A 1,632-nucleotide genomic window follows, 5' to 3' on the forward strand; every position below is an offset into this window, starting at 1 on the left:
CCTGCGAGACCAGAACATCCCCCTGCCGCAGCTTGGCGACCACGTCTTCCGGCTTATGCCGCTTCGTTCCCATCTGTCCGTCCTCATCTGGCTCAAAAGCCATACCTCAGGACGGACCACTTCAGTGGGGGCGGATCAAGGCTCCTATTTGAGGGTTTTCGGATGGGAGAGTGCGATGCCCTCAGCCTCGCTCGAGTCCACGCTTGAACTCTGGTCGACGACGCTGCGGCAGACCAAGCAGCGCATCCGCCCGCTGTTTGCCGCCCCGAGTGTCGCCGCCTCGGCCAACGCCTTCCTGGACGGACTGCTCGGCGGTGAGCGGCGCAAGATCGGCTGGATGCGCGCCGAAGCTGCCGGTGACCCGGGTCCCTGGCGTCAGCAGGCAATCCTAGGTCGCACGCACTGGGATGCAGAGGCGCTGCGCGACGTGGTGCGCGACGTCGTCGTCGAGACGCTCGCTTCACCGGATGCGGTTCTCGTGATCGACGAGACTGGCTTTCTCAAACAGGGCAAAGCCTCGTGCGGTGTGGGCCGGCAGTACACGGGCTCGGCCGGCAAGATCACCAACTGCCAGATCGGAGTGTTTGCCGCCTACGTCTCGGATCAGGGCCATGCCTTCATCGATCGCCGGCTGTACCTACCCAAGGCTTGGACTGAGGATCCAGCCCGGCTGCGAGCCGCGCATGTGCCCGAGGCTGTCGCGTTCGCCACCAAGCCGAGATTGGCGCTCGCCATGATCGAGCGGGCCGTCCGGGCAGAGGTGCCGTTCGCGTGGGTAGCGGCCGACAGCATCTACGGCGTGGGCGAGATCGAACTGGCGCTGCGGCGGGCCTACAAGGGCTACGTGCTCGGCGTCACCGGTCAGCATCGGTTCTGGTCCTGGGACGCAAATCTCGACCTTGCGGGCACCGCCGAGGACATCGCCAAGGGTATCTCCGACCAAGACTGGCTGCGCCTCTCGGCCGGAGCGGGCACCAAGGGAGCGCGGCTGTTCGACTGGGCCTATCTACCGCTGGCCACACTCCGGGCTGACGCGCTCGACGCCGCGCTCGATCAGAGCTTGTGGACGCGCGGCCTGCTGGTGCGGCGCAGCCTGTCGGATGGGGCGCTGGCGTACTTCACGACTTGGTGCCCGGCCGGTATCCCGGTCGAGAAGCTGGTGATGGTAGAGGGCCGCCGCTGGGCGATCGAGGACGCGTTCGAGACCGCCAAGACGGAACTCGGGCTGGCCCACAATGAGAGCCGTTCGTGGCACGGCTGGCACCGGCACGTCAGCCTGGTGATGCTGGCCTTCGCGATGCTGGCGCGGGTGCGCCGGCTGGCCAACGGGCTGCCCCCAAAAACGACGCTCATCGCCAAGCTCGCAGGTGCCGTGGTCCATTCAGGAGATCCGGCGCGTGGCGATGCGGCTGGCGCAACGGCGCATTGAACCCGCCTTCGTGCTCGCATGGTCAGCTTGGCGACGCGCCCATCAAGCTATCGCTCGACAGCTCCATCTCAAAGCGCGAATGCAACTGTAATGCTAGGGCCTGTCGTCACCTGAGCCAGTCGAGTGTTGCGGCGAGGCAGAGGACACCGGCGAAGCTGACGGCGGTCTTCTCGTAGCGGGTGGCGACGGCGCGCCACTCTTTG

General features: G+C 66.4%; 1 protein-coding gene and 1 pseudogene. One reads left to right on the forward strand and one right to left on the reverse strand.

Annotation, left to right across the window (positions count from 1 at the left end; all coding sequences use genetic code 11):
* Nucleotides 1–175 precede the first annotated feature (175 nt).
* Entirely contained in the window at nucleotides 176–1,429 is a 1,254-nt protein-coding gene (locus tag MFF24_RS28565; RefSeq protein WP_238229210.1) for an IS701-like element ISMch7 family transposase, read from the forward strand.
* A gap of 106 nt (nucleotides 1,430–1,535) precedes the next feature.
* Here the strand turns inward: MFF24_RS28565 and MFF24_RS28570 are convergent.
* Nucleotides 1,536–1,632, reverse strand: a pseudogene (locus MFF24_RS28570) (IS5 family transposase); the annotation flags it as partial.

Origin of the sequence: Methylorubrum aminovorans (genome assembly GCF_022179725.1) — a bacterium.
In the GTDB taxonomy this organism is placed as follows: Bacteria; Pseudomonadota; Alphaproteobacteria; order Rhizobiales; family Beijerinckiaceae; genus Methylobacterium; species Methylobacterium aminovorans.

Bases quoted from the DNA above. Each gene is read 5' to 3' on its own strand.
- MFF24_RS28565 (WP_238229210.1), top strand. From the start codon at position 176: ATGCCCTCAGCCTCGCTCGAGTCCACGCTTGAACTCTGGTCGACGACG.